Below are 19,907 nucleotides of genomic sequence, written 5' to 3' on the forward strand. Positions count from 1 at the left end.
ACAAAAACAGTGAGGTCGCTACGTCGGCCTTGTGTGCCCACCCTACGGCCTGCAGAGTCAGGGGCGGTAGGGCGGATGGCGTTTTATCATAGGTGCTACTGATGTTTAAGAAAGTAAACACTGCCCTGCTGGGGCTGGCTTTGTCGATGGGGATCACGTCCGTTCAGGCGGAAGAGGCAAAGAAAGTCGATGTGCTGCTGATCGGCGGCGGCATCATGAGTGCGACCCTGGGTGTTTGGCTCAACGAGCTGCAGCCGGACTGGTCGATGGAGATGGTCGAGCGCCTTGATGGCGTGGCCGAAGAAAGCTCCAACGGCTGGAACAACGCCGGTACCGGTCACTCTGCCCTGGCCGAGCTGAACTACACCCCGGAAAACAAGGACGGCACCGTTGAGATCCCGAAAGCGGTCGAGATCAACGAAGCGTTCCAGATTTCCCGTCAGTTCTGGTCCTGGCAGGTGCAGCAGGGCGTGCTGAAGAACCCGCGTTCGTTCATCAACTCCACTCCGCACATGAGCTTCGTGTGGGGCGATGACAACATCAAGTTCCTGAAAAAGCGCTACGAAGCCCTGCAAGCCAGCCCGCTGTTCGCCGGCATGCAGTACTCCGAAGACCCGGCGCAGATCGCCAAATGGGTTCCGCTGATGATGGAAGGCCGTGATCCGAAGCAGAAGATCGCCGCCACCTGGACTCCGATCGGCACCGACGTGAACTTCGGCGAGATCACCCGCCAGTTCGTCGCGCACCTGCAAACCACGCCGAAGTTTGACCTGAAACTGTCGAGCGAAGTGCAAGACATCACCAAAAACGCCGACGGTTCGTGGCGTGTGAGCTACAAAAACCTGAAAGACGGCACCAAGACCGAAACCGACGCCAAGTTCGTGTTCATCGGCGCGGGCGGCGGTGCACTGCATCTGCTGCAAAAGTCGGGCATTCCTGAAGCCAAGGAATACGCAGGCTTCCCGGTTGGCGGTTCGTTCCTGGTGACCGATAACCCGGCCATCGCCGAGCAGCACATGGCCAAGGCCTACGGTAAGGCTTCGGTTGGCGCGCCACCGATGTCGGTTCCGCACCTGGACACCCGTGTGCTGGATGGCAAGCGTGTGATTCTGTTTGGCCCATTCGCAACCTTCTCGACCAAGTTCCTCAAAGAAGGCTCGTACCTGGACCTGCTGACCAGCACCACCACCCACAACATCTGGCCTATGACCAAAGTCGGTATTCGTGAATACCCACTGGTTGAGTACCTTGCCGGCCAACTGATGCTGTCCGATGACGACCGCTTCAAGGCGCTGCAAGAGTACTTCCCGAACGCCAAGCAGTCCGACTGGCGCCTGTGGCAAGCCGGCCAGCGCGTGCAGATCATCAAGCGTGACGAAGAACAGGGCGGCGTCCTGAAACTCGGCACCGAAGTGGTCAGCTCCGCCGACAACACCATCGCAGGCCTATTGGGCGCATCGCCAGGCGCGTCCACCGCGGCTCCGATCATGCTGACCGTGCTGCAAAAAGTGTTCAAGGACAAGGTGGCGACGCCTGAGTGGCAAGCCAAACTGCACCAGATCGTACCGAGCTACGGCACCAAGCTGAACGACAGCCCGGAAGCGGTTGCCAAGGAATGGGCCTACACCGCCGGTATCCTGCAACTGACGCCTCCGCCTGCGATCCCGCAGTTGAGCGCACCAAAGGCAACCCAGGCCACCGAGGCTGCCAAGCCTGCGGCTGAGCCGAGCAAGCCGGCGTCTGACCTGGCGCTGTAAGCCAGGCCTGATGTTAAAAAGCCCGCTGAACCGGTAACGGTCAGCGGGCTTTTTTGTGGGCGGTGTTCAGGTGCGGGAGCGTTCGGCAGGCGGCAGCTCCACCGTGCGCTCGGCGGCGGCCAATGCGGCCTTTAAACCGGCTTTATCCAGCGGCACGCAGTACGCAGGCTTGGCCCGCTCAAAGCGCCAGCTGTCATCCAGCGTACCCGCGTCCACGGCGTCGAAACCCAGTTCGTCGAGCAGCGCGATCACGTGCGCTTTTGCCGTCGCATCATCGGCGGCCACCGGCAAGGCGCGACGGTCAGGTGCGCCGTGGGGGCGTGCATCGCGGTTGATGTCTGAGTCAAAGATCGCATTAAACACTTTGACGACCTGTGAGTCGGCAAAATGCTCGGCCAACAGGCGGCTGGTGGTGGTTTCAAAACGGTCCAGCACCGGGATATGCCCATCGCGGTCAGGGTAGTAATTGTTGGCGTCCAGCAGCGTTTTGCCTGCCAGCCACTGCTCGGGCACGCTGCGGTAGTGTTCAAGCGGGATCGCCACCAGCACCACGTCGCCAAACTGCGCGGCTTCCTGCGCGCTGCCCACTTGCACGCCGGGGATGCCGCTGCGCACGCTGCTCATGGTCTGCGGGCCACGGGAGTTGCTCAGCATCACCGCGTGCCCGGTGGCCAGGGCCAGTTGGGCCACGGCACGCCCGATGAAACCTGCTCCAATCACGCCGATCTTCATGGTCTTGCTCCTGCGAAGTGGGGAAGTGACTATGATGATTGGCAACCATTGGGTGATAAATGGGTGGTTTGGATTCAGTGTAGTTACTGGGAGTAGTCAATCGTGGACCGTCTAACCAGCATGAGTGCGTTTGTCACGGCCGCCGAGTTGGGCTCCTATGCCCGCGCCGCCGAGCGCATGAACCTGTCGCCGCAAATGGTGGCCAAGCATGTCACCGCGCTGGAGCAACACCTGGGCGCCCGCTTGCTCAACCGCACCACGCGCCGGCAAAGCCTGACGGAGTTGGGGCACGCATACTACGAACGCTGCAAACATATCCTGACGGAGGCTGAGGCTGCTGATTCGCTCGCCCAGATCATGAATGACACGCCGCGCGGCAAGCTGAGAGTCACCGCCCCGGTCACCTTCGGTTCCTACAGCCTGATGCCGCTGATTACTGCGTTTTTGCGTGAAAACCCGGACGTGGAAATTGACCTGCACCTCACGGACCGTTTCGTCGACCTGGTGGAGGAGGGCTATGAGGCGGCGTTCCGCATCGGCCCCCTGGCCACCACCGGTTTGACGGCGCGGCCGCTGGCGCCTTATCGCCTGGTGGTGTGCGCAGCGCCTGCTTACCTGGCGGCGCGGGGGACGCCACAGTGCCCGGCGGACCTTGCGCACCATGAGTGCCTGGGCTACGCCTTTTGGTCACGCCCGGCGGACCGGGAGTGGGTCTTCCACCAAGGCGCGACGCCCTACACGGTGCAGGTCGCCAGCCGTCTTCAGATCAACGAAAGCAGGGCGTTGATGTCGGCGGCACTGGATGGCTTCGGCATCGTGCTGGGCGCCGAAGACTTCCTGCGCCCGGCCTTGGCCCGGGGCGAGTTGGTGCGGGTACTGCCGGCATTTGAGGCGCCCAGCCGCCCCATGCACTTGGTCTACACCGCCAACCGACAGCGCACCGCCAAGTTGCGGCGGTTTATCGAAGCGGTGCTGGCGCGCTTCGGCTAAACGTGAGGGCTCAAATGTGGAAGCCCTGTTTAACCTGCGCATACAGATGCAGGGCCAGTGCATTGCTGCTGTCGCACAGCAGGTACAGATGATGCACCGGCAGTGGGGGTAACTCGAACCCTGCAATCTTTTGCGTCAGCCCGCTGCCCATGCGGCTTTTCTCGATCAACCCCACCGCTACGCCGCTGCGAATACAAGCCTCGACCGCCGTGGAGTTGGGGCTCTGCAACAATACCCGGTGGTAAATCCCGTGATCCTTCAGCGCCTGCAACGCCGCCGCACGGTACGGGCAGCCGGCCACCGGCACGGTGATCGGCAGCGCTGCATTCGGCGGGCAACTGAAGCCCTCGGCCGCCACCCACAGCGGTTGCACCGGCCCCAGGCGTTCGCCCTGGGCCAGCGGTTGTGCACTGACGGTGATGGCCAGGTCGAGCTGGTCGGCCATAAACATAGTCAGCAGTTCGCCGCTGGTGCGCGCTTCGACTTCGAGCTCCAGCAGCGGGTTGTCAGCGATCAAGCGGGGCAGGAACTCCTGCATAAACGCCGGTGCGTAGGTGTCGGGAATGCCCAGGCGGATCTTGCCCTGCATGCGTTGCGGCATCAGCGCGATCAGCAGGCGGTCGTGGCTTTTGAGAAACTCAGTGGTTTCTCCCAGGAGCCTCTTGCCGTACAGGGTCAGCTCGACGCCTTGGTTGCTGCGGGTGAACAGGCGCTGGCCGATTTGGTCTTCGAGCTTTTGAATCTGTGTGGTCACGGTCGACGCGCTGCGGTGCACATGCTCGGACGCCTCATTGAAGCGTCGAAAGCGGGCCACCGCGTGGAAGGTGCGCAGCAGGTCGATGTTCAGTTGTTTGGCCATGATTCCACTATTGCGGATTAGTAATGCAGTTAATTCAAATATACAGAAGCATGCGCGGCCCTTAGCCTTTCAGTCAACGTGCACTGACGGGAGGCTTCATGACGCGATCAAACTTAAAGCGGCTGCTGTTGCAGGCGGCGTTTGTGCTCTCGTGGAGCTCCGGCTATATCGGCGCCAAGTTAGGTACTCAAGGCGGCGGGGCGTTCAACCTGCTGTTCTGGCGCTTCCTGTTGGTCTCGGTGTGCCTGGGGTTGTTTTTGAACGTGAGGTTGCTGACGGTTTCATGGGCTCAGATCCGCCATTACGCTGTGATCGGCTTTCTGTCGCAGTTCCTGTACCTGAGTTGCCTTTATGTGGCGATCCAAAACGGCTTGCCGCCCGGCATTGCTGCCATCATCGCAGCGCTGCAGCCGTTGATGACGGCGGCACTGTCGACCGGCAGCGTGGTGGAGCGCAGCGGCGGCTGGCAGTGGGTCGGGCTGATGATCAGCTTTGCCGGGGTGTCGATCGTGATTGCCGGGCAATACGGCAGTGGTGGTCAAAGCGTCGGCCTGGTCATGTACCTGTTGCCACTGGCCTCGGCGTTGGGGCTGACGCTGGCGACCTTGTATGAGCGCCGCACCGTACAACGCCAGGGCGCAGGCTTGGTGTTGCCGTTGTTTATCCAATCGCTGCTGACCCTGGTCGGCTTTACCGCTGCGGTGCTCTATACCGACACGCTGAGTATTCCCCATGACCCTGACGTGTTGATCTCAATTGTCTGGCTGACGCTGTTCTCCACATTCGTCGCCTACTTGAGCTTGTGGATGTTGTTGCGGGTCATGACGGCGACCCATGTTGCGGCGCTGGTCTATCTGGAGCCGCCAGTGACTTTGGTGTGGGCGGCGCTGATGTTTGGCGATGTGATCGCCGGGTCGACCTACGCCGGCATGGCTGTGGTGGTTGCTGGGTTGCTATTGGTGCGCTTGAAACGACCGGCCGTCGCGTGTGCTTCATGAGGCCGGTAGGTTCAGCAACCCGACAGATATCAGCTGCTAAAAAAGAACCCAAGCCTAAGCAGGAGCGCGGCTCAAACAAGAGGCATTTTTGACTTGTGCAGGCGTTGGGCGTCGGGGCCCGAGGGTTTTGTATGTGGCTACGTTATGCAGCATTGGTGGCGGCAGTTGTCGCTGCGTCTGAGTTGTGTGCAATAGCATGTGCTGGATGAGTGCGAACGGGCGCAACCCATGTTCTTCGGTGCGCCTGATACGACCGGCCGTCGCGTGTGCCTCGTGAGGCCTGCGGGTTCAGCAAGCTGACAGACACCACCTGTTACAAAGACCCAGGCCTAAGCAGGAGCGCGGCTAAAACAAGGGGGCATTTTTTACCGGTGCAGGTGTTGGGCGTTAACGCCCGAGGGGTTTTGTATGTTGCTACGTTATGCGGCATTGGCGGCGTTTGTCGTCGCGGCGTCCGGGTGTGTACAAGAGCGCGTGGTGCATGAGCGCGGGCCGGTGCAACGTGAGTATGTCGAGGTGGTGGCGCCGCAGCCGCCGCCGGTGCAAGTGATCGAAGTCGAGCCGCCGGCACGCTATGGCTATGTGTGGTCGCGCGGTTACTGGCGTTGGGAAGGTGGGCGCTATGTAGCGGTGCACGGCCATTGGGAGCAGGTACGCGAAGGCTACCGTTATGTACACCCGCACTGGGTGCAGCGTAATGACGGTTACCACTGGCAGGGCGGTGGTTGGGTGCGTTGATTGAACATGCTTCACGAGTATTGCAGATCAATCACGTAGCGCACGGCCGATGGCGTTCTTGAGGCCGTTAGGGCGTTTGGCGGCAGCCGTAAGTTTTTCATTGGCAAACGAACTTCGGCTTTTCCCGTTCAGCGGTAGGCCGTTTGCCTGGCACCACGCCATCAGCTCTTCAGGTGTGGAGTAGACCCTATGAGTGATGAAGCCCCGTCGCTCATACTGCTTGACCGCTCTCAATGCCTGTTTATGCCAAAGCGCGTATGTATCGTGCATTGTGTCGCGATCTTCGTAGATTGACAGAAAATGTGCATATTGTTGCGCATCGCGGTACCAGAAAAAACCAACGTTGGATATCTGGCGTTCGTGCAAGTCCTTGATCTGTTCAGTCACCGCTTTTTTGGGATACATGATCTTCATTGGCCTCATATTGCGAGGAGCGAGTGGCTCATCTCATATAGGTTTTTTAGTCCCGAGCAAGCGTAACTCACGCAGCAGCGCGGCACCGAGTTGGTCGCTGCCCAGTTCCTGATAGCCGACTATCTGGGTCTCGCCTTGTTCTTCGGCCTGGATGATGATCACCGGTGTCTCTTTGCCGGTGGCTTCATCCACATGCAGGGCGTACTGCGGCACATCCACCTTGATCGGTGAGCCCGCCGGCTTGCCTTGTACATTCAGCGTAAATGCCGCGCAGCCGCTGTCGATATCCACGCTGGTCGCGGAGCGGCCGCTGACGAAGCAGGTTGTCGGCAGGTCAGGCCAGGTGATGGTATCGGCCAGGGCGAGGGTGGGCGCCATGGCCATGGCAACAAGCAGCAACGTGCGCACGTGGGGAGTTCTCTTGATCAAGGGCAGTGGTGTTTTTTTACCAAAGCCCGGCATTCGTCGCAACGCTGCGGCTCAGGCCAGGCGTTTCATCCCCGTGGCCTTGGCCGCGTTGAAGTCAAAGGTAGCGGTGTATTCACAGCCGGCTGCATGGGCGCAGCGTTCGATCAGGTAGTCGGCGAAATCGGCTTTGCCGGCGGTGAATCGTCGCAGCGCCTGCCAGATGATCTCGGCGTGCTCGACGGTCAGTTCACGGGTACGCAGCAGCGTTTCCAGCACGGTCACCACGTCGCTTTTGGCCGATTGATAGCAGCTTTGCAGCACCCAGACCAATTCCACCACCGACACCAGGCTGACAAAGCCCGGCGACACGCTGGTGAGCGACTCGATCAACGCCGAGGCCTTGGGCGATTGCACCGGGTCATCCTGGGTGACATAGCGCACCAGCACATTGGTATCGAGCCCGATCATCCGGCGTTTGCTCCTTGCGCGGCGATGGCGCGGTTCATGTCTTCGATCGACACGGCCTGTGCGGGCTTGCGGATCAGCCCCTTGAGGTCCTGCACGGTTTTGCTCGCGGCGATGATGGAAAACTTGCCGTCTTCCGTTTCGACAAATTCAACCCGGTCGCCTGTTTCCAGGCCAAGCGCGGTGCGCACTTGCACGGGGATAGTAATTTGCCCTTTCGAGGTAAGTGTGGCGGTGGCCATAGTGAAAATCTCCATCGTGATATTCCTTACGTTAAGGTAAGGATTGATGAAGGACAAGATCCGTTGGTCCATAGGTTGCTCGGCTGGTGTGAGTGAGTGGGAACAGGTAAAACCCTAGCTCGAACTCTGCGCGTTCACACGCGCGCCTCTGCCCCAAAGAGATACAAGCTATGACCGACCGCCACCTCATCATTCCTGCCGCCATGCAACCCATTGTCGAGCGCGCCGGCTACGTGCCTGCGGTAAAAGTTGGCAACACTCTTTACTGCGCAGGCCAGGTCGGCCGCACGCCGCAATTGGCCGTGATCGAAGACCCCGAGGCGCAATTCATCGCGGCCTGGGAAAACCTCAGGGACGTATTGGAGGAGGGCGGTTGCAGCTTCGACGACGTGGTGGACATGACCACCTACCACGTAAATATGAGCCAGCACATGGCGGTTTTCCGTGAGGTGAAAAACCGCCTGTTCCCACGCGGGCATTGCGCCTGGACCACAATCGGGGTGTCCGAACTGGCACACCCCGGCCTATTGGTGGAAATCAAATGTGTGGCGGTGCAGCGCTAGTTACTGCACCACGCGATAGCACGGCACATAGGCTGCGCCGCCCGGCAACTTCATGCGGTGCTGGGCGACAAACGCCTGCAACAGCTCGTCCAGGGGCTTCATGATCGCCGGGTCACCGTGAATCTCATACGGGCCGTGCTGCTCGATCAGGCGGATGCCCTTGTCCTTGACGTTACCGGCCACAATCCCCGAGAACGCACGGCGCAGGTTGGCTGCCAGTTCATGGGACGGCAGCGCGTGGCTCAGTTGCAGGCTGGCCATGTTTTCGTGGGTGGGGTCGAACGGGCGCTGGAAGCCTTCGTCAATCTTCAGCAGCCAGTTGAAGTGGAACGCGTCATTGCGCTCACGACGGAACTGCTTCACGGCCTTGAGCCCGGCGGTCATCTGGCGCGCCACTTCGGCCGGGTCGTCGATGATGATCTGGTAGTGCGCCTGCGCCGCTTCGCCAAGGGTGGCGCCCACAAACGCGTGCAGCTGTTGCAGGTACGGCGCGGCTTGTTTCGGCCCGGTGAGGATGACCGGGAACGGTACATCGCGGTTGTCCGGATGCATCAGGATGCCCAGCAGGTACAGGAATTCTTCGGCCGTGCCGGCGCCGCCCGGGAAAATGATGATGCCATGGCCAACGCGCACAAAGGCTTCCAGGCGTTTTTCGATGTCCGGCAGAATCACCAGCTCGTTAACGATGGGGTTTGGCGCTTCGGCGGCGATGATGCCGGGTTCGGTCAGGCCCAGGTAACGGCCGTTGATAATGCGTTGCTTGGCGTGGGAAATGGTCGCGCCTTTCATCGGCCCTTTCATCACGCCGGGGCCGCAGCCGGTGCACACGTCGAGGCTGCGCAGGCCCAGTTCGTGGCCGACCTTCTTGGTGTATTTGTATTCTTCGGTATTGATCGAGTGCCCGCCCCAGCACACCACGATTTTCGGCTCGACACCCGGGCGCAAGGTACGGGCGTTGCGCAGCAGGTGGAACACGTAGTCGGTGATGCCCTGGGAGTTGCTCAGGTCGATGCGCTGGCTGTCCAGCTCGTTCTCGGTGTAGACGATATCGCGCAGGGCGCTGAAGAGCATTTCGCGGGTGCTGGCGATCATTTCGCCGTCGACGAAGGCATCGGCTGGCGCATTCAACAGTTCCAGGCGCACGCCACGGTCTTGCTGGTGGATACGCACTTCAAAGTCTTTATAGGCGTCGAGGATGGTCTTGGCGTTGTCGATATGCGCGCCGGTGTTGAGGATGGCCAGGGCGCACTGGCGGAACAACGTGTAGATGCTGCCGGAACCGGCTTCACTCAGTTGCTGGACTTCACGTTGGGACAGGGTTTCGAGGCTGCCCTTGGGGCTGACGGAGGCATTGATGACTTGACGTTGGGGCATTCTGATTCCTTGAAAGCACAGCCATCGCAGCCGCCAGGGGCGGCGATGGCTGGAGAATGGTGAGCGCCGAACTCGGTCGCACTGGACGGTTAGTTTGGCCGCCGCAAGGGCAGGGCGCAAACACCGTCAACACCATCATGCCGCAGAACTTACTGAATCAGCTTCCAGTTTTTGTAGAAAACCCGACGCAGGGTAAACACCAACCCGGCAAAACCCGAAATCACGGCATTCAGCACCGAGGGCAGCAAGGTCGGCCGCACGATGTCAATGAACAGGCAGTAACGCTTTGCGTCGTTTTTGTTGAAAGAGGCATGCATCAGCGTGTCATCGAAGATGAACAGCGGGTCATCGTGCCAGTAGTGCTTGTGCTTGCCCACCTGGATGTAAACACCCTCGTGATGCGGCGCCGGCGCCATGTTGTAGAGCACGCGGAACATCATGCGCAGCGGGCCGAAGTGGAAGGACGTGGAGCGGTTTTCGTTGAACACCGACACGCCGATGGTCTTCACAAACGGCAGTTTTTTGCGCAGTTGCGGGATGTCCAGGGTGGTTTCGATCGGGCGGCCGTACCATTGGAAGAACAGCATGCCGCGCTTTTTCTCGGCCATGCGCTCGTCCAGGTAGCTGATGATTTCGTCCTTGTTGGCCATGGCGTCGTCGATGACCTGTTGCAGGTCTTCGCGCCAGGCCGGCGGCAGGTCGCGCATGGTGTAGACGTGGCGGTTGCGCAGGCTCAACAGGTCGAACAGGGTATTGAACGGCGCCAATATCCAGGTGTTGCGGCCGTTGCCGACAAAGTATTTCTTGATGGTGTCGCGGTCGTACAGGCCGTTGCGCAGGAAGTCATAGATGCCGCAGAACAGCACCAGCAGCAGAAACACCAGGCTGGTACGGGGGAAGCAATAGATGAACAGCAGTACGCCGAGCACCCAGGCGACTGAGACCAATTTTTTTTGCACAGCACTTTTACTCATGAAGCGAGGCTCCGGACCTGAAACAAAGCGAAACAATCCCGCCATGATAGTGGGTTATCAAGGTGCCGGGCGTTTTAAATATTGCGAATTTGTGAAAGCCGGACACAGTTTTTAACCAGGCGGTGCGGTGCGCCCACGGTTTTGCCGATTGGATTTTGTAAACAGAAGATTTACGTCTATCGTGACGCTTCGGTTTTTCGCGCGTCATAGACCGGTACGATTGAAGTTGAATGGCCACCACTGGCCGTCGACCCCTTGGAAGAGGCAGAAATTTTATGATCATCAAACCGCGGGTTCGTGGCTTTATCTGTGTGACCGCTCACCCTGTTGGCTGTGAAGCGAACGTCAAAGAGCAGATCAACTACGTAACCCAGCATGGCGCCATCGAAGGCGGCCCAAAGAAGGTGCTGGTCCTCGGCGCTTCCACCGGTTATGGCCTGGCCGCGCGCATCAGTGCTGCGTTTGGCTGCGGCGCCGACACCCTGGGCGTGTTTTTTGAGAAAGAAGGCGAAGAAGGCAAGCTGAGCTCCGCCGGCTGGTACAACAGCGCGGCGTTCGAGAAGTTTGCCGTGGAAAAAGGCCTGTACGCCAAGAGCATCAACGGCGACGCGTTCTCTGACGAGATCAAGCGCCTGACCATCGAAACCATCAAGAAAGACCTGGGCAAGATCGACCTGGTGGTTTACAGCCTGGCCGCCCCACGCCGTACCGACCCGCAAGGCGTGGTGCACACCTCCACCCTCAAGCCGATCGGCAAGGCCGTGACCCTGCGCGGTATCAACACCGACAAAGGCGTGGTGGTCGACACCACCCTTGAGCCTGCAACCCAGGAAGAAATCGACGGCACCGTGAAAGTCATGGGCGGCGAAGACTGGCAGCTGTGGATCGACGCCTTGCGTGACGCCGATGTGTTGGCCGAAGGCGCCAAGACCACCGCGTTCACCTACCTCGGCGAGAAGCTGACCCAGGACATCTACTGGAACGGTTCCATCGGCGAAGCCAAGAAAGACCTCGACAAAAAAGTCCTGACCCTGCGCGACAACCTCGCTGCGCTGAAGGGCGACGCTCGTGTGTCGGTGCTTAAGGCCGTGGTTACCCAGGCAAGCTCGGCCATCCCGATCATGCCGCTGTACCTGTCGCTGCTGTTTAAAGTGATGAAAGAGCAGGGCACCCACGAAGGTTGCATCGAGCAGGTTTACGGCCTGTTCAAAGACAGCCTGTACGGCAGCGAGCCGAAGCTGGACGCCGACGGCCGCCTGCGCGCCGACCTGGCTGAGCTGGAACCGAAGGTTCAGGACGCCGTGGCTGCACTGTGGAACCAGGTGACCGACGACAACGTCAACGAGATCAGCGATTTCGCCGGCTACAAGGCGGAATTCCTGCGCTTGTTCGGCTTTGAAATCGACGGCGTGGACTATGAAGCGGATGTGAACCCGACTGTGAAGATCAAGGGCCTGATCCAAGCCTAAACACGGTCTAAAAAAATGTGGGAGCCAGGCTTATGTGGGAGCTGGCTCCCACATTTGCCTTGGTTAATTCAGAACCCTCCTACATACCCTCGCGCTCCCACCCTGCCTCACAATCTGCCAGACTCCCTGCGCTATCAAGCCACGCTAACGGAGGATCTGATGACGATTCGTGCAGTAGTTTTTGATTTTGGCGGTGTCCTCTTCGATTGGAACCCGCATCACCTTTACCGCAAGCTGATTGCCGACGACGCCGAGCGGCAAGACTTTCTCGACACCATCTGCACCCAAGCCTGGAACACCGAGCAGGACGCCGGCCGCAGCCTGGCCGAAGGCACCCGCCACCTTATCGAACAACACCCGCAACACGAACCCTTGATACAAGCGTATTACGACCGCTGGCACGAAATGCTGCGCTGCGCGTTGCCCGAAGGCGTGGCGATTCTCGAGGCACTGCATAAGGCCGATATGCCGCTGTTCGGCCTCACCAACTGGTCGGCGGAAACCTTCCCTTACGCACGGGCCAACTATCCGTTCCTGCAGCACTTGCGCGATATCGTCGTGTCCGGCGAGGTGAAGTTGATCAAGCCTGACCCCGCGATTTATCACGCCAGCCTGGCCCAAGTGCGCGCCCACCTGCCGGATATCCAGGCCAGTGAAGTGGTATTTATCGACGACGTTGCCGGCAATGTCGAGGCCGCTAAAGCCCTCGGTTGGCAGGGCATTCATCACGAGTCGGCCGAGCGCACGGCGGCAGGTTTGCGCGAGTTGGGCGTGAGCTTTTAGCGCGCCCACTTTTCCATCGCGAAGTCCACGAAGGCGCGCAGCTTGGGCAGGCGATAGCGGTCCTGTCGGTAGAGCAGGTGCATGGGGCGGCTGGGCAGTTGATAGGTGGTCAGCAACGCCACCAGCTTGCCGCTCTCCAGGTCCGGTTGCACCAAGGCATCGGCCAGCATGATGATGCCCATGCCGTTTATAGCCGCCTGGCGCAAGCCTTGGGAGCTATTGATGGTCAAGAGGCCGGCCACCGGAACCTCCACTTCGCCTTCATCGCCGGTCATGCGCCACAGTTTGCTGGTGTCGCGCCAGTTATCGTTCGCCGGGTAGGCAAACGCCAGGCAGTCGTGCTGGCGCAAGTCGTCGGGCGTCTGCGGGATGCCACGTCGCGCCAGGTAGGCCGGTGACGCACACAGCGTCAGGGTGTAGGCCTGCATGGGCCGGGCGATCAGGCTTGAGGTTTCCAACTCGCCCAGGCGAATTGCAACGTCGAAGCCACTGTCGACCAGATCCATGCGCTCATTGCTGAGTTCGACATACAGATTGATTTGCGGGTAGCGCTGGGCAAATTCGCTCAAGGCAGGTGTGAGGCGTTCGGTGCCGAACACCGGTGGCGCGGTGATGCGCAGGCTGCCTTTGGGCGTTTCGCTGTGAATCTGCTCCGCCAATAGCTCAGAGTCGGCCACCAGCCCCAGCACCTCCAGGCAACGCTGGTAATACTGCCCGCCAAATTCGGTGAGGCTCTGTTTGCGCGTGGTGCGTTTCAGCAAGCTGACCCCCAGCCGTTGCTCCAGCGCGCGCAAGTGGTTGCCGACCATGGTGGTCGACATTGCGCATTCCTGCGCGGCGGCGGTCATGCTGCCGGCTTCGACCACTTTCACGTACACCGACATCGACTGGAACAGATCCATTATCAAGCCCTGGTTTAAAGTCATTGCAGGAATGCGCAGTTTATCCAGCTCTGGTGGCTAACGATACTGGCACCACCACAACGATGCACTGGAGCCTGCCACCATGACCGCCGCCTGCCTGATGACCACCTATCAACCCATGGCCCTGAGCTTTACCCGGGGCCTGGGCACGCGCCTGTGGGACCAGCAGGGCCGTGAATACCTCGATGCCGTGGCCGGAGTGGCGGTAACCAATGTCGGCCATTCCCACCCCAAACTGGTCACGGCGATCAGCGAGCAGGCGGGCCTGTTGCTGCACACCTCCAACCTCTACAGCATCGACTGGCAGCAACGGCTGGCCGAGCGCCTGGCGCAGTTGTCTGGCCTGGACCGTGCGTTCTTCAATAACTCCGGCGCCGAAGCCAACGAGACCGCGCTGAAACTGGCGCGGTTGCATGGCTGGAAAAAAGGCATTGAAGAGCCCTTGGTGGTGGTGATGGAGAACGCGTTCCACGGGCGTACGCTGGGCACCATGGCCGCCAGTGACGGGCCTTCGGTGCGTTTGGGCTTTCAGCGCCTGCCGGGGGATTTTCTCAAGGTACGCTTTGGCGACTTGGCCGCATTGGCGGCCATTACCGAACAATTCGGCACGCGCATCGCGGCGGTCTTGCTCGAGCCGATCCAGGGTGAAAGCGGCGTGCTGCCCGCACCGCCCGGTTACCTCAAGGCGCTGCGCGACCACTGTACGCGCCACGGTTGGTTGATGATGCTCGATGAGATACAGACCGGTATCGGCCGCACCGGTCGCTGGTTTGCGTTCCAGCACGAAGGCATCGTGCCCGACGTGATAACCCTGGCCAAAGGCCTCGGTAACGGCGTGCCCATCGGTGCCTGCCTGGCGCGGGACGCCGTGGCTCAGTTGTTCACGCCAGGCAGCCACGGCAGCACGTTTGGCGGTAACCCGCTGGCCTGCCGCGTGGGCTGCACGGTGTTGGACATCATTGAAGAACAAGGCTTGCTGCATAACGCCGCACTACAGGGCGAGCGCCTGCTGGCGCGGTTGCGGGTGGAGTTGAGCGAGCACCCGCAGGTGCTGGCGATTCGCGGGCAGGGCTTGATGGCCGGCATCGAGTTGGCCAGGCCTTATCGTGACCTGGCCCAGCGTGCGGCCCAGGAGCATGGGCTGCTGATCAATGTGACGCGCGGCAAGATCATCCGCCTGTTGCCGCCGCTGACGCTGGATGCCAAGGAGGTTGAGATGATCGTGCGGGCCATCACCCGTCTCCTGGACTGAAATGAAATCAAACTGTGGGGATCTGCATCACCTTCAGAGGTCATTTCCATTCAGCCATTCCTGGTTCAGGGTCTCGGTATCACCCAGGTACTCCAACAACCAACTCATTGCCGGCGACAACTTATCCTGCGCCCACGCCACACACGACGGGCTGGCCGGAAACGGCCGGCTCAGTTGCAACGCCACCAACTCGCCACGCTCGACCCACGGCAATACCTGATGGGCCGGCGCCATGCCGACGCACAGCCCATCGCGCAGGCAATCGAGTGCCGAGGCCCAGTTGGGCACGACCAAGCGGCGCTGGTTATCCAGGGTCCAGGTGTCACGCTTGGGCAGGTTGCGCGAGGTGTCGGTCATGCACAGCGAGGCGAACGGGCGCAGTTGGTCGTCATTGAGCAAGCCGTTGACGCTGGCCAGTGGGTGCTGGGCGCTGACCACACACAGCCAGTTAAGCAGGCCCATGTCCCGAAACGTGAAACGGCTGGCCACCGGCACCGCGCTGGTCGCGCCGATCACAATGTCGGTGCGCTCATCGGCCAGGGCGTCCCACACGCCGTTGTACACCTCGTATTCGAGCAGCAACTCCACCTCGGGGAACTGCCGGTAAAAATCCAGCACCAGTTGCCGGCAGCGCTGGGGTTTGACGATGGAGTCCACCGCCACCTTCAACTGGCCGCTCCAGCCATTCGCCACCTGCTGGCACAAACGCCGGGTGCCGAGCATTTTTTTCATCACCCCGCGCGCTTCGTCTATAAATAGACGGCCGGCGGGCGTCAGTTCCACGTCACGATGGCGGCGCACAAACAGCGGCACCGCCAGCCATTCCTCCAGTTGGCGCACCGTATAGCTGATGGCTGACGGCACGCGGTGCAATTCCTGGGCGGCGGCGCTGAAGCTGCCATGGCGTGCCACGGCATCGACCACATCCAGTGAGTATTCGGACCACATAGCGGTTGCCTTCAAAATATTTGATTCAAGTGTCCAATTATTATCGCTTCACACACAGCCTGTCAGCTTCATAATGGGCGCCAGTCAGCAAATAGTTTGATGGCAGCATCTACAAGGCTTCAATGAAAAATTCTTTTGGTTTCACTTGGTATCTCGCGGGGCTGAGCATGCTCGGTTATCTGGCCATGGACATGTACTTGCCGGCGTTTGGCGCCATGGGCGAGCAATTGCAGATCAGTGCGGGCGCGGTCGGCGCCAGCTTGAGTATTTTCCTCGCCGGCTTTGCGCTCGGGCAGTTGCTGTGGGGGCCGTTGTCCGATCGCCTGGGGCGCAAGCCGGTGCTGCTCGCCGGGCTGAGCCTGTTTGTGCTGGGCTGCGCCGGGATGTTCTGGGTCGAGACTGCGCCGCAGTTGTTGGCGTTGCGGTTTATGCAGGCGATTGGCGTGTGTTCCGCCGCCGTGAGTTGGCAGGCGTTGGTGATTGACCGTTACCCGGCCGACAAGGCCCACCGCGTGTTCGCCAGCATCATGCCGCTGATGTCGCTGTCACCGGCGCTGGCGCCGCTGTTGGGCGCGATGGTGCTGAACCACTTTGGCTGGCAGGCGATTTTCGCGGTGTTGTTGGGCGTGTCAGTGCTGTTGCTGTTGCCGACGTTGTTCCTGCGCAAAATGCCGACACGTCTGGCCGGGGAGGGCGAACCTTCGCGCCTGGGCTATGGGCAGTTGCTGACCTCCCGCGTGTTTACCGGCAATGTGATGATCTTCGCCGCCTGTTCGGCCAGCTTCTTCGCCTGGCTCACCGCGTCGCCGTTCATCCTTGGCGACATGGGTTACAGCCCGAATGACATCGGCTTGAGTTACGTGTTGCCGACCTTGGCCTTTCTGGTCGGCGGTTACAGCTGTCGCAGCGCCTTGCAGCATTACCAGGGCAAAACCCTGCTGCCGTGGTTGCTGGTGGCCTATTGCATCAGCATGGTCGCGTTGTACCTGGTTGCGACCTTGACGGTGCCGACCCTGACCACCTTGTTGATTCCGTTCTGCCTGATGGCATTGGTCAACGGTGCGAGTTACCCGATCGTGGTGGCGAATGCGCTGATGCCCTTTGCGGAAAATTCCGGCAAGGCGGCGGCGCTGCAGAACACCCTGCAATTGGGTCTTTGTTTTCTGAGCAGCCTGCTGGTGTCGTCGATGATCGAGCAGCCGCTGTTGATCACCGTGATCGTGATGCTGGCGACTGCGCCGTTGGCGGTGTTGGGTTACTGGTTGGCGCGGCCGAAAGCCGATAAGTCGGAACTCGCAAACGCTTAAAGCTGAAACCCAATCAAACATGTGGGAGAGGGCTTGTGTGGGAGCTGGCTCCCACATTTGGAGCCGGTTTCTTCAGTTAGAAGGTGACTTCCAGGTTGACTGTCGGTGTGGATGTACGAGTACCCATACCTCCATCCACCCCGAACTTGTTATGCCAGTACTCATAACCCACCCCCAGGTACAGGTTCGGCTTCACGCTTTTACCCGGCCGCACCGCCACCATCAGCGCCGTGCGCATCAGGGTTTCCGGCGCGGTATCGCGGCCGTGGTAGTCCTCGCCCTTTTCCCCGACGTAATTGATAAACCCCTGGAACTTCGCCGCATGGTTGGCGATGTCGAACGGGCGCATCCAGGTCAGGTTGAGCATGTAAGTGTCGTCGAAGGTGTGGTTCGACTCTTGCGCACCTGGAATGCCGGTGTGGTTCTTTTCCTTGTAGTACATCAGGCTCAAATCCAGCACACCGACGGTGTTAAACTTCAACGTCGGGCCGATCACCAGCGCGCGTTTTTTGGCTGAGGCGAAGTTGTTGTTGCGGTTGGCGTCGAAGCCCAGGGTCAGCGCGTAATCCTTGACCAGGCCAGTGCCCAGCGGCACATCGAATACCCGTGAAGCGTACAGCTGGTGTCGGTAAACAGCGTAGACCTCACTGCCGCCGTGGTCAGTGCCCTTGCGCGGGTCGCTGCTGTCGGACAAAAACACATCAAGGTTCAGGTAGTTGCTGCCGTACTGGTAGCCGCTGGCGTGGGTAAAGCTGTAGATGCGCTTGCTGAAGTCGTCGGGGTTGTTGGGGTTGGTGAAGTGCTGACCGTAGCGAAACCCTACGCTGTTGTTCATCCATTCCAGCGCGACGGCCTCCCCACCGCCGAGAAGAGTCAATGCAACGGTGGCGCCCTGTAGTGCCTTTTTCATTGTTCTAGGTCCTTTGGCGTTCTGGCTCATGACGGCCGGATTGTTTTTGTAACGCCGATGGAGGGTATCTTGTTCGATTGATTGTATACAACTCTATGGACATCCAGTCCAAACATTGCATACAGTGTTCGCACAACAAAAACAGAGAATCCCTCACCATGACTATCCCGAAGGCGTCACCGCAGCGGCCAGAAGATGAGAATCTCGGCGTCGCGGCCAACATGGCTTACGGCCTGCAGCATGTGCTCACCATGTATGGCGGCATCGTTGCCGTACCGTTGATCGTCGGTCAGGCGGCCGGGTTGTCGCCGGCGGATATCGGCCTGCTGATCGCCGCCTCGCTGTTTGCCGGTGGCCTGGCCACGTTGCTGCAAACCCTCGGTCTGCCGTTTTTTGGCTGCCAGTTGCCGCTGGTGCAGGGCGTGTCGTTTGCCGGTGTGGCAACCATGGTGGCCATCGTCGGCAGTGATGGCGCGGGCGGGGTGCCGGCGATTCTCGGAGCGGTGATGGCCGCGTCGTTTATCGGCTTATTGATCACGCCGGTGTTCTCACGGATCACCCAGTTTTTCCCGCCGCTGGTCACCGGTATCGTGATCACCACCATCGGCTTGACGCTGATGCCGGTGGCGGCGCGCTGGGCCATGGGCGGCAATAGCCGGGCAGCGGATTTTGGCAGCATGTCGAATATTGGCCTGGCGGCGCTGACCCTGGTGCTGGTGTTGCTGCTGAGCAAGATCGGCAGCGCGACCATCTCGCGCTTGTCGATTTTGCTGGCCATGGTGATTGGCACCGTGATCGCGGTGTTCCTCGGCATGGCGGATTTCTCCGGCGTCACTCAGGGGCCGATGTTTGGTTTCCCTACGCCATTCCATTTCGGCATGCCGACCTTCCATGTGGCGGCGATCATTTCCATGTGCATCGTGGTGATGGTGACGCTGGTGGAAACCTCGGCGGACATCCTCGCAGTTGGCGAGATCATCGACACCAAAGTCGACTCCAAGCGCCTGGGTAATGGCCTGCGTGCCGACATGCTGTCGAGCATGTTTGCGCCGATCTTCGGTTCGTTCACGCAAAGCGCCTTTGCCCAGAACGTCGGCCTGGTGGCGGTTACGGGGGTGAAGAGTCGCTTTGTGGTGGCCACCGGCGGCGTGTTCCTGGTGGTGTTGGGGCTGCTGCCGTTTATGGGCCGGGTAATTGCGGCTGTGCCGACCTCCGTGTTGGGCGGCGCCGGTATTGTGTTGTTCGGCACCGTGGCGGCCAGTGGGATTCGCACGCTGTCCAAGGTGGATTACCGCAACAACATGAACCTGATCATCGTGGCGACGAGCATCGGTTTCGGCATGATCCCGATTGCGGCGCCCAACTTCTACGATCACTTCCCCACCTGGTTCGCGACCATTTTCCATTCGGGCATCAGCTCATCGGCGATTATGGCGATTCTGCTGAACCTGGCGTTCAACCACTTCACCGCCGGTAACTCGGACCAGCAATCGGTGTTTGTGGCCGGCACCGAGCGCAGTTTGTGCTTCCACGACGTGGCGGCGTTGCGCGATGGCGATTACTTCAGTGGCGGTAAGTTGTTTGATGCTGAAGGGCAGGAGATTCCAGTGGTGGCCGAAGTGCCGAGAAAAGCGACAAAGCCTGAAACCACCGAAGTCTAAACATGTGGGAGCTGGCTTGCCTGCGATGGCGGCGAGCCAGTCACTGCACCTGTAACTGATGTACCGCTATCGCAGCATAGGTATCTACACAACCAGTTAACACGAAGTCTGTTGCAAGCGGGCTGTTGTGGCGAGCAGGC

21 protein-coding genes are annotated in these 19,907 nt (G+C 60.2%); 10 read left to right on the top strand and 11 right to left on the bottom strand.

Annotated features, from left to right (window positions below; genetic code table 11):
* Positions 1-101: 101 nt before the first annotated feature.
* A complete protein-coding gene (gene mqo / locus K0H48_RS14540; protein ID WP_219268018.1) occupies positions 102-1,757 on the top strand; it encodes a malate dehydrogenase (quinone) in 1,656 nt (551 codons plus the stop codon).
* A 66-nt stretch (positions 1,758-1,823) separates the two neighbouring features.
* On the opposite strand, the gene K0H48_RS14545 is transcribed toward mqo, so the two are convergent.
* On the bottom strand, positions 1,824-2,489 hold the full coding sequence (locus tag K0H48_RS14545; protein WP_219268019.1) for an NADPH-dependent F420 reductase: 666 nt from the start codon (positions 2,487-2,489) through the stop codon (positions 1,824-1,826).
* 120 nt (positions 2,490-2,609) lie between these two features.
* Between K0H48_RS14545 and K0H48_RS14550 the strand changes: the two genes are divergently transcribed.
* On the top strand, positions 2,610-3,479 hold the full coding sequence (locus K0H48_RS14550) for a LysR family transcriptional regulator (RefSeq protein WP_219268201.1): 870 nt from the start codon (positions 2,610-2,612) through the stop codon (positions 3,477-3,479).
* A gap of 10 nt (positions 3,480-3,489) precedes the next feature.
* On the opposite strand, the gene K0H48_RS14555 is transcribed toward K0H48_RS14550, so the two are convergent.
* Positions 3,490-4,338, bottom strand: a complete 849-nt coding sequence (locus K0H48_RS14555) for a LysR substrate-binding domain-containing protein (RefSeq protein WP_219268020.1) — start codon at positions 4,336-4,338, stop codon at positions 3,490-3,492.
* A gap of 98 nt (positions 4,339-4,436) precedes the next feature.
* Between K0H48_RS14555 and K0H48_RS14560 the strand changes: the two genes are divergently transcribed.
* Positions 4,437-5,336, top strand: a complete 900-nt coding sequence (locus K0H48_RS14560) for a DMT family transporter (RefSeq protein ID WP_219268021.1) — start codon at positions 4,437-4,439, stop codon at positions 5,334-5,336.
* 408 nt (positions 5,337-5,744) lie between these two features.
* A complete protein-coding gene (locus K0H48_RS14565) occupies positions 5,745-6,074 on the top strand; it encodes a YXWGXW repeat-containing protein (RefSeq protein ID WP_219268022.1) in 330 nt (109 codons plus the stop codon).
* 27 nt (positions 6,075-6,101) lie between these two features.
* Here the strand turns inward: K0H48_RS14565 and K0H48_RS14570 are convergent, their stop codons facing one another.
* The 4 genes from K0H48_RS14570 to K0H48_RS14585 form a co-directional block, all read right to left on the bottom strand.
* Complete coding sequence (locus tag K0H48_RS14570; protein ID WP_219268023.1) at positions 6,102-6,488, bottom strand: hypothetical protein; 387 nt, start codon at positions 6,486-6,488, stop codon at positions 6,102-6,104.
* Positions 6,489-6,521: 33 nt separating this feature from the next.
* Entirely contained in the window at positions 6,522-6,896 is a 375-nt protein-coding gene (locus K0H48_RS14575; RefSeq protein ID WP_368862143.1) for a hypothetical protein, read from the bottom strand.
* Positions 6,897-6,968: 72 nt separating this feature from the next.
* Positions 6,969-7,364 (bottom strand): PIN domain-containing protein, encoded by a 396-nt coding sequence (locus K0H48_RS14580; protein ID WP_219268024.1) that lies wholly within the window; start codon positions 7,362-7,364, stop codon positions 6,969-6,971.
* The gene (locus K0H48_RS14585) at positions 7,361-7,618 is read right to left on the bottom strand and encodes an AbrB/MazE/SpoVT family DNA-binding domain-containing protein (RefSeq protein WP_017137462.1); all 258 of its coding nucleotides are present in this window, start codon (positions 7,616-7,618) and stop codon (positions 7,361-7,363) included. Before K0H48_RS14585 ends, K0H48_RS14580 begins: the two co-directional genes overlap by 4 nt.
* 155 nt (positions 7,619-7,773) lie before the next feature.
* Between K0H48_RS14585 and K0H48_RS14590 the strand changes: the two genes are divergently transcribed.
* Positions 7,774-8,166 (top strand): RidA family protein, encoded by a 393-nt coding sequence (locus K0H48_RS14590; RefSeq protein WP_219268025.1) that lies wholly within the window; start codon positions 7,774-7,776, stop codon positions 8,164-8,166.
* On the opposite strand, the gene ppnN is transcribed toward K0H48_RS14590, so the two are convergent.
* Entirely contained in the window at positions 8,167-9,540 is a 1,374-nt protein-coding gene (gene ppnN, locus K0H48_RS14595; protein WP_219268026.1) for a nucleotide 5'-monophosphate nucleosidase PpnN, read from the bottom strand.
* 149 nt (positions 9,541-9,689) lie between these two features.
* A complete protein-coding gene (locus K0H48_RS14600; RefSeq protein WP_053255076.1) occupies positions 9,690-10,514 on the bottom strand; it encodes an aspartyl/asparaginyl beta-hydroxylase domain-containing protein in 825 nt (274 codons plus the stop codon).
* Between the two features lie 275 nt (positions 10,515-10,789).
* Between K0H48_RS14600 and fabV the strand changes: the two genes are divergently transcribed.
* Both fabV and K0H48_RS14610 read left to right on the top strand, forming a co-directional pair.
* Positions 10,790-11,983 carry an enoyl-ACP reductase FabV gene (gene fabV, locus K0H48_RS14605; RefSeq protein WP_056857249.1) on the top strand — a complete coding sequence of 398 codons (1,194 nt, stop codon included), beginning with the start codon at positions 10,790-10,792 and terminating at the stop codon, positions 11,981-11,983.
* Between the two features lie 159 nt (positions 11,984-12,142).
* Positions 12,143-12,766 carry an HAD family phosphatase gene (locus tag K0H48_RS14610; RefSeq protein ID WP_219268027.1) on the top strand — a complete coding sequence of 208 codons (624 nt, stop codon included), beginning with the start codon at positions 12,143-12,145 and terminating at the stop codon, positions 12,764-12,766.
* On the opposite strand, the gene K0H48_RS14615 is transcribed toward K0H48_RS14610, so the two are convergent.
* A complete protein-coding gene (locus tag K0H48_RS14615; RefSeq protein WP_138816164.1) occupies positions 12,763-13,668 on the bottom strand; it encodes a LysR family transcriptional regulator in 906 nt (301 codons plus the stop codon). The two genes, K0H48_RS14610 and K0H48_RS14615, sit on opposite strands and share 4 nt — an antisense overlap.
* Positions 13,669-13,771: 103 nt before the next feature.
* Here K0H48_RS14615 and K0H48_RS14620 point away from each other — a divergent pair, with 103 nt between their 5' ends.
* Positions 13,772-14,941, top strand: a complete 1,170-nt coding sequence (locus K0H48_RS14620) for an aspartate aminotransferase family protein (RefSeq protein ID WP_219268028.1) — start codon at positions 13,772-13,774, stop codon at positions 14,939-14,941.
* A 33-nt stretch (positions 14,942-14,974) separates the two neighbouring features.
* On the opposite strand, the gene punR is transcribed toward K0H48_RS14620, so the two are convergent.
* Positions 14,975-15,889 carry a DNA-binding transcriptional activator PunR gene (gene punR, locus K0H48_RS14625; protein WP_219268029.1) on the bottom strand — a complete coding sequence of 305 codons (915 nt, stop codon included), beginning with the start codon at positions 15,887-15,889 and terminating at the stop codon, positions 14,975-14,977.
* Between the two features lie 122 nt (positions 15,890-16,011).
* On the opposite strand from punR, the gene punC reads away from it, so the two are divergent.
* Positions 16,012-17,196: a purine nucleoside transporter PunC gene (punC, locus tag K0H48_RS14630; protein WP_219268030.1), complete on the top strand. Its 1,185-nt coding sequence runs from the start codon at positions 16,012-16,014 to the stop codon at positions 17,194-17,196.
* Positions 17,197-17,272: 76 nt separating this feature from the next.
* Here punC and K0H48_RS14635 read toward each other — a convergent pair whose 3' ends face one another.
* Complete coding sequence (locus K0H48_RS14635) at positions 17,273-18,106, bottom strand: nucleoside-binding protein (RefSeq protein ID WP_138816160.1); 834 nt, start codon at positions 18,104-18,106, stop codon at positions 17,273-17,275.
* A 158-nt stretch (positions 18,107-18,264) separates the two neighbouring features.
* Between K0H48_RS14635 and K0H48_RS14640 the strand changes: the two genes are divergently transcribed.
* The gene (locus K0H48_RS14640; protein ID WP_219268031.1) at positions 18,265-19,767 is read left to right on the top strand and encodes a nucleobase:cation symporter-2 family protein; all 1,503 of its coding nucleotides are present in this window, start codon (positions 18,265-18,267) and stop codon (positions 19,765-19,767) included.
* Positions 19,768-19,907 lie beyond the last annotated feature (140 nt).

Origin of the sequence: Pseudomonas sp. Xaverov 259 (assembly GCF_019352915.1) — a bacterium.
Lineage (GTDB): Bacteria > Pseudomonadota > Gammaproteobacteria > Pseudomonadales > Pseudomonadaceae > Aquipseudomonas.